The 6034-nt window shown below is 62.6% G+C and carries 5 protein-coding genes; 3 read left to right on the forward strand and 2 right to left on the reverse strand.

Going from position 1 to position 6034, the window contains the following annotated elements:
• Positions 1-663: 663 nt before the first annotated feature.
• Entirely contained in the window at positions 664-1062 is a 399-nt protein-coding gene (gene cadR, locus DBR23_RS18210; RefSeq protein WP_108499157.1) for a Cd(II)/Pb(II)-responsive transcriptional regulator, read from the reverse strand.
• Positions 1063-1152: 90 nt separating this feature from the next.
• Between cadR and DBR23_RS18215 the strand changes: the two genes are divergently transcribed.
• The 3 genes from DBR23_RS18215 to lspA all read left to right on the forward strand — a co-directional run bounded on the left by DBR23_RS18215 (position 1153) and on the right by lspA (position 5396).
• The gene (locus DBR23_RS18215; protein ID WP_108499158.1) at positions 1153-4062 is read left to right on the forward strand and encodes a heavy metal translocating P-type ATPase; all 2910 of its coding nucleotides are present in this window, start codon (positions 1153-1155) and stop codon (positions 4060-4062) included.
• A 6-nt stretch (positions 4063-4068) separates the two neighbouring features.
• Positions 4069-4680, forward strand: a complete 612-nt coding sequence (locus DBR23_RS18220; protein ID WP_108499159.1) for a phosphatase PAP2 family protein — start codon at positions 4069-4071, stop codon at positions 4678-4680.
• A 218-nt stretch (positions 4681-4898) separates the two neighbouring features.
• Positions 4899-5396, forward strand: coding sequence for a signal peptidase II (gene lspA / locus DBR23_RS18225; protein WP_108499160.1), 498 nt, complete (start codon positions 4899-4901; stop codon positions 5394-5396).
• A 397-nt stretch (positions 5397-5793) separates the two neighbouring features.
• On the opposite strand, the gene DBR23_RS31000 is transcribed toward lspA, so the two are convergent.
• The coding region (locus DBR23_RS31000; protein ID WP_233250545.1) for a hypothetical protein at positions 5794-6034 on the reverse strand (241 nt) is incomplete at its 5' end.

Consider the following 6034-nt stretch of genomic DNA (forward strand, 5'->3'; position numbering starts at 1 on the left):
AGTCCACGGCAACGTAGTCCAAGAGCTGCCACAGCTGACGCGGCCCCTCGTCGGCTCCTGCCGGAGGGGTCTGCGCGGCGGCAGAGGCCACAAAACACACTCCAACCCACAGAATCAATAGCAATCGCTTCATTCTACAGTCCAACTAAGAATGACAAGCATTATCGTTCACCGCCGCCCCCTTTGCCTGACCCGGTTGTCAGACTGGGTCTTCATGCGTTCACCCAATCGTGGGTTGAGATCACAGGTCAGAGCCTCATCGTCATCGGCACCGTGATCATCGGCGGGCAATAGTGGATCGACCCCGAATGGATCGACGGATACTCCTCGGGAGGATTTTCAGGCCAGATCCACGAGCCAAATAGCATTGGTAGCCAAGAGGTCCTGGTCGCAAATGTGCTGCATTGAACATCGGCTACGCTGCGGATTCAGATCGATCCTGCCTCGTGGGAGTTTTGCGCCATGGCGAGCAATGAACGTACTGAATCACACCGGGTTTGGTGGAGGCTAGTTTGTTGAAGTGCAGGCGTTAGCCTGCACGGTTTTGGCGTGTTGCCGTCAATAGTTTGGCGTCAGCGCCGAGATCATCGTGCAGGCCTTCCGCCGCACCGCCCATAAGCAGGCGCTGCCAGCCGTCCCGGCTCCACAGCGCCTCGCCTGACTTCAGGCGGGCTCGCCCAAGCTGTTGAGAATGCCGCATTCGCGCGCGGTCCGGGCGGTATCGCAGGAGCGCCGCAGATCGGTCAACTCGCGCTCCAGCTCCCGCAATTCCTTGATCTTTGTCCGCACCTGGGCGATATGGGAGTCCACCAGCGAATTCACCTCGCCGCAGTCCAGCTCCGGCCGGTCCCGAAAGTTCAGTAGTTGTCGGATTTCAGCCAGGGTCATGTCCTTGGCCCGGCAGCGGCGGATGAAAAGCAGGCGCTGCAGGTGGACATCGTCGTACAGCCTGAAATTGCCCTCGCTGCGCGCAGGCTCGGGCAGCAAGCCCTCGGACTCGTAAAAGCGCACGGTCTGTACCAGGCAGTCCGCCTTCTTCGACAATTCACCGATCCGCAACATGTTCTTCTCCGCAAAAGCTTGACTCTCTAGCAACTAGAGGTTGTCCAATGATGGCATACGGGGGAAACCCTGCAATGGAGAGCCATCCCAATGAACAAAGACCCTGCCAATTCCTGCGGCTGCTCCGGCGGCAATAGTCAACCAACGGGCTGTGCCAAGGAAAAGCCGTCCACCGAAACCACTGTGTTTCATGTGAGCAACATGGACTGCCGCAATGAGGAGGCACTGGTGCGGCGCACGCTGGAGGGTATGCCGGGCGTCGAGCGGCTGGAGTTCGATCTTCCACAGCGCAAGCTGACCGTTTCGCACAGCCAGGTCTCGCCGGATGTCCTGGAGCAGACGCTGAATTCGGTTGGCATGAAAGCGCAGGCTGTACCTGAGGCCGCTGTGCTGACGACCTACCGCATCGAGAACATGGACTGCCCGAGCGAGGAAAAACTCATTCGCGCGCACCTGGGATCGATCGAGGGAGTCCGGGACCTGGGCTTTGACCTGCGCGAGCGTACGCTGTCAGTCAAGCACCTTGCGCAGGCACGCGCGCAGATGGAGCAGGTCCTGGCGTCCATCGGCATGCGGGCCAAGGAGCAGACTGCTGGCAACTGCGGGCCGGCGACTGGTCCTGCCCCCATCGCCCCCCCGACCGCGCAGCTACTGCCGCCAGCATCGGCTCCCACTACACCGGCCGGGGAGCGCGTGACATACCGGATCGAAAACATGGATTGCCCGACGGAAGAAGCGCTGATCCGCGCACGCCTGGGCAAGGAGGCGGGCGTGACCGCGCTCGACTTCAACCTGATGCAACGGGTGTTGGGCATCCAGCACACCCTACCTTCCACGGAACCCATCGAGAAGGCACTCGCTTCCATCGGCATGCGAGCCGAGCGGCAGGACCTTCAGACGGTCACTACGCTGCTGCGCATCGCCAAGATGGACTGCCCGACCGAGGAAAGCCTGATCCGCGGTAAGTTGCAAGGCATGCCGGGCGTGCAGGGCCTCGAGTTCAATCTGATGCAGCGCACGTTGACACTGCGGCACACACCCGATGCGATCAAGCCAGCGGTAGAAGCGATCGAGTCGCTGGGCATGGAAGCCTTGGTGCAGAAGAGCGACGAGCCACGCGATTCGGGGGTACCCGCACAAAAGACCAACTGGTGGCCGATGGCGGTATCCGGCATCGCGGCCGTGCTCGCCGAAGGCGTGTACTGGGTCAATGACGGCAACCATTGGGCGGTGGTTGTGCTGGCCCTGGTCTCGATCTTCACAGGCGGCCTCAGCACCTACAAGAAGGGCTGGATCGCGCTGAAGAACCGCAACCTGAACATGAATGCCCTGATGTCCATTGCGGTAACGGGCGGGATGGCGATCGGCCACTGGCCCGAGGCCGCCATGGTCATGTTCCTCTTTGCGTTGGCCGAGGTGATTGAGGCCAAATCCCTGGACCGGGCCCGCAATGCCATCCGCGGGTTGATGGACCTGGCACCGGAGATGGCGACCATGCGGCAGGCCGACGGCTCATGGACGGAGGTCCGGGCCAAGGAAGTGGCCAAGGGCGCAGTCGTGCGGGTGCGACCCGGCGAACGCATCGCGCTGGACGGGCTGATCACGGCCGGCCAGTCGGCCGTCAACCAGGCGCCCATCACCGGCGAAAGCCTCCCTGTCGAGAAGGTCGAAGGTGATCAGGTGTTCGCGGGCACCATCAATGAGACCGGCTCTTTCGAGTACCAGGTGACCGCGGGCGCCAGCGACTCGACCCTTGCACGCATCATCCATGCGGTGGAGTCGGCGCAGGGCAGCCGCGCGCCCACGCAGCGCTTCGTCGACCAATTCGCCCGGGTCTACACCCCGGCCGTCTTCGCGGTGGCCGTGCTGGTCGCAGTCGTTCCGCCGCTTGCCTTCGGCGGCGCGTGGTTCGACTGGATCTACAAGGCGCTGGTGCTGTTGGTGATCGCTTGCCCTTGCGCCCTGGTCATCTCGACGCCCGTCACCATCGTCAGCGGCCTGGCCGCTGCCGCCCGACGCGGCATCTTGATCAAGGGCGGCGTCTACCTGGAGGGCGGACGCAAGCTCAAGGCCCTGGCTCTGGACAAAACCGGCACGCTCACCCATGGCAAACCCGAACAGACTGACTTCGTGTCCCTCGTCGGCGACCAACAGGAGGTTGCCGCCTGGGCCGCCAGCCTGGCCGACCGCTCGGACCACCCGGTCTCACAGGCGATCGCCCGCAAGGCGAAGCGGGATGGCGTCGCACTGCTCGAAGTCGACGAATTCGCGGCGTTGCCCGGCCGCGGGGTGCGCGGCCGTATCGCTGGCCGGATGTTGAGCATGGGAAACCACAGACTGGCGCAGGAGCTTGGCCTGAGCGAAACGGCGCTTCAGTCGCAGCTGGAGACCTTGGAACGCCAGGGCAAGACGGCCATTTTGCTCATCGGCGATGACAGCGTGCTTGGCATCTTCGCCGTGGCCGATACCGTCAAGGAAACGAGCCGTGAAGCTGTGGCCGACTTGCAGGCGCTGGGCGTGCGCACGCTGATGCTGACCGGAGACAACCAGCACACGGCCGCCGCCATTGCGACCCAGGTCGGAATCTCCGAAGCACGGGGCGACCAGCTGCCCGAGGACAAGCTCAAGGCCATCGAGGGACTGATCGGCGGCGGCGGCCAGGTGGGCATGGTGGGCGACGGCATTAACGATTCGCCCGCACTCGCGCGTGCCGACATCGGCTTCGCCATGGGTGCGGCCGGCACCGACACCGCGATCGAAACGGCCGACGTCGCCCTGATGGACGACGACCTGCGCAAGATTCCGACTTTCATCCGGCTATCGCGCACCACCGCGTCGATCCTGACGCAGAACATCGTTCTGGCCCTGGGAATCAAAGCGGTGTTCCTCGCGCTGACGTTCACGGGGCATGCCACGATGTGGATGGCCGTGTTCGCCGACATGGGGGCGAGCCTGCTGGTCGTTTTCAACGGGCTGCGCCTGCTGAAACTGAGAGCCTGACTTCACATGCAGGCTTTTGACTCCACAAGACATTGGCTGTATGACTGGGGCGGCGCCAACGTGGATCTCTTCCTGGCTATCCACCGCACCTTGCCCGACGGCTGGCTCTGGCTGCCAGAGTTCCTGAGCGCGGTCGGCAGCTACTGGGGAGCACCGGCTATGGTGGTCTTGCTGCTGGTTTGGCGGCGACTACAAGGTCGTCAGGCGGCACCTCCGCTGAGTGTGTCATTGCTCAGCTTTGTGCTCGGGCTGCCCCTAGCGATCGCCGCCGCAGCTATCGCCAAAATAGTGTTCGCCCTGCCACGACCGTTCGTCCTACTTGGCGATTCGGTATATCGCGCTGCCTTTGCACCAGATAGCCAATACACCATGCCCAGCGGCCATGCCATGTACATGGGCGTCGTGGTGGCCACACTCTGGCCCGTATTGGGCCAAGCAGGCAGGACCGGTGTACTGCTGTTCGCGGTGGCAGTAGGCTGGTCGCGCATCGTGCTGGGCGCGCACTATCCAGCGGATGTGATTACAGGTTTTGCGCTGGGTTGGGCCTGCGTCGCGCTGGTGGCTCCCTTGGCCCACCGTGTGGCCAGGGGGCAGCCGGTCGCGGGAGCGGCCCGGTGAAGACCGGCTTCCAGGCTGCGCTGCGCTTGGCCGACGGCATCGATCGGGCCCAACCGGAGGCTCGCCTTTGTTGTTCGCAGGGGCCTGCTGACCAACGCCGTGCTGACTGCCGGCAACGCGACGGTGCTGCTGCCGCTGTGCGCGGCTGCGGTCTGGGTGCGGCCGTTCCCGCCGAGCCCATACCGAAGCCGGAATTTTCTGAACCCAAGAAGAATTTGATGAGCTATCCCCATCGCATAGCGCAGTGGTATTCACTGGCGATTGTTGTATTCGCAGGCGACCAAACCGCCAAGACCTACATAGAGATGACAACCCCCTTGCGGTGGTCGCATGAGGTGACTTCCTTTTTCAACCTCGTTCACGTTCTCAACCCCGGCGCAGCGTTCAGCTTCCTCGCCGGGGCGGGTGGCTGGCAGCGATGGTTCTTCCTGGCCATCGCGCTCGCGGCGTCTACGTGGCTCATGTGGATGCTGCTGCGGCCGCAGCGCAGGCTGGAGGCTCTTTCCTACAGCCTCATTCTGGGCGGCGCTCTAGGCAATGCGTTCGACCGCGCAGTCCGAGGGCAGGTCATCGACTACCTCGACTTTCACCTGCGCAGCTGGCACTGGCCGGCTTTCAACATCGCCGACATGGCCATCGTAGGCGGGGCGATCGCGCTGGTTCTGCAGTCGCTGGTGAGCGACGACAAGCTCACGGCGGAGAAAGAGACCCGGTAAACGTTAGCTTTGTAAGGTCATGATGGGTACCGCACACGACCTCGACCTGAAGACGGCGGGTCACGGCATTCGCACACATAGCCGAAACCAAAGGCATACTTATCCGTTATCCATGCACAGAACTACTCAATTGCACGAATGGGGAAGCTCGAAGAACTGATTGCCGCATCGGAGCGAGAGAATACGCGCCGCAGCTACGCTTCGGCGGTTCGTCACTTCGAGGGTGAATGGCAGGGTGTGCTCCCAACGACGACGGATGCCATCGCACGGTACCTCGCCGATTACTCGGCAACGCTTTCTATCAACACGCTGCGTCAGCGATTGGCAGCGCTCTCGCGCTGGCACGCCGACCACGGATTTTCCGATCCCACCAAAGGGCCGCTGATTCGGCAAGTCCTCAGAGGAATCCGGTCCGTCCACCCAGCAGCGGAGAAACAGGCGCGGCCACTTGCCATTGCGATCCTTCAGCAAGTGGATTCTTGGCTTGAGCATGCAGGTGCAGCCGCACGAAGCCGTGGAGATTTTCCGAGTGAGCTTCGGTATGAGGTTGCCCCTGAAAAGTGGAGTTCTTAACCCTTGTTGAAAATACCGACAAGGAGTTGAGCAATGAGTGACAAGCAAGTGCGTGCGCAGTACAC

The organism is Acidovorax sp. HMWF018 (genome assembly GCF_003061035.1).
GTDB lineage: Bacteria > Pseudomonadota > Gammaproteobacteria > Burkholderiales > Burkholderiaceae_C > Acidovorax > Acidovorax delafieldii.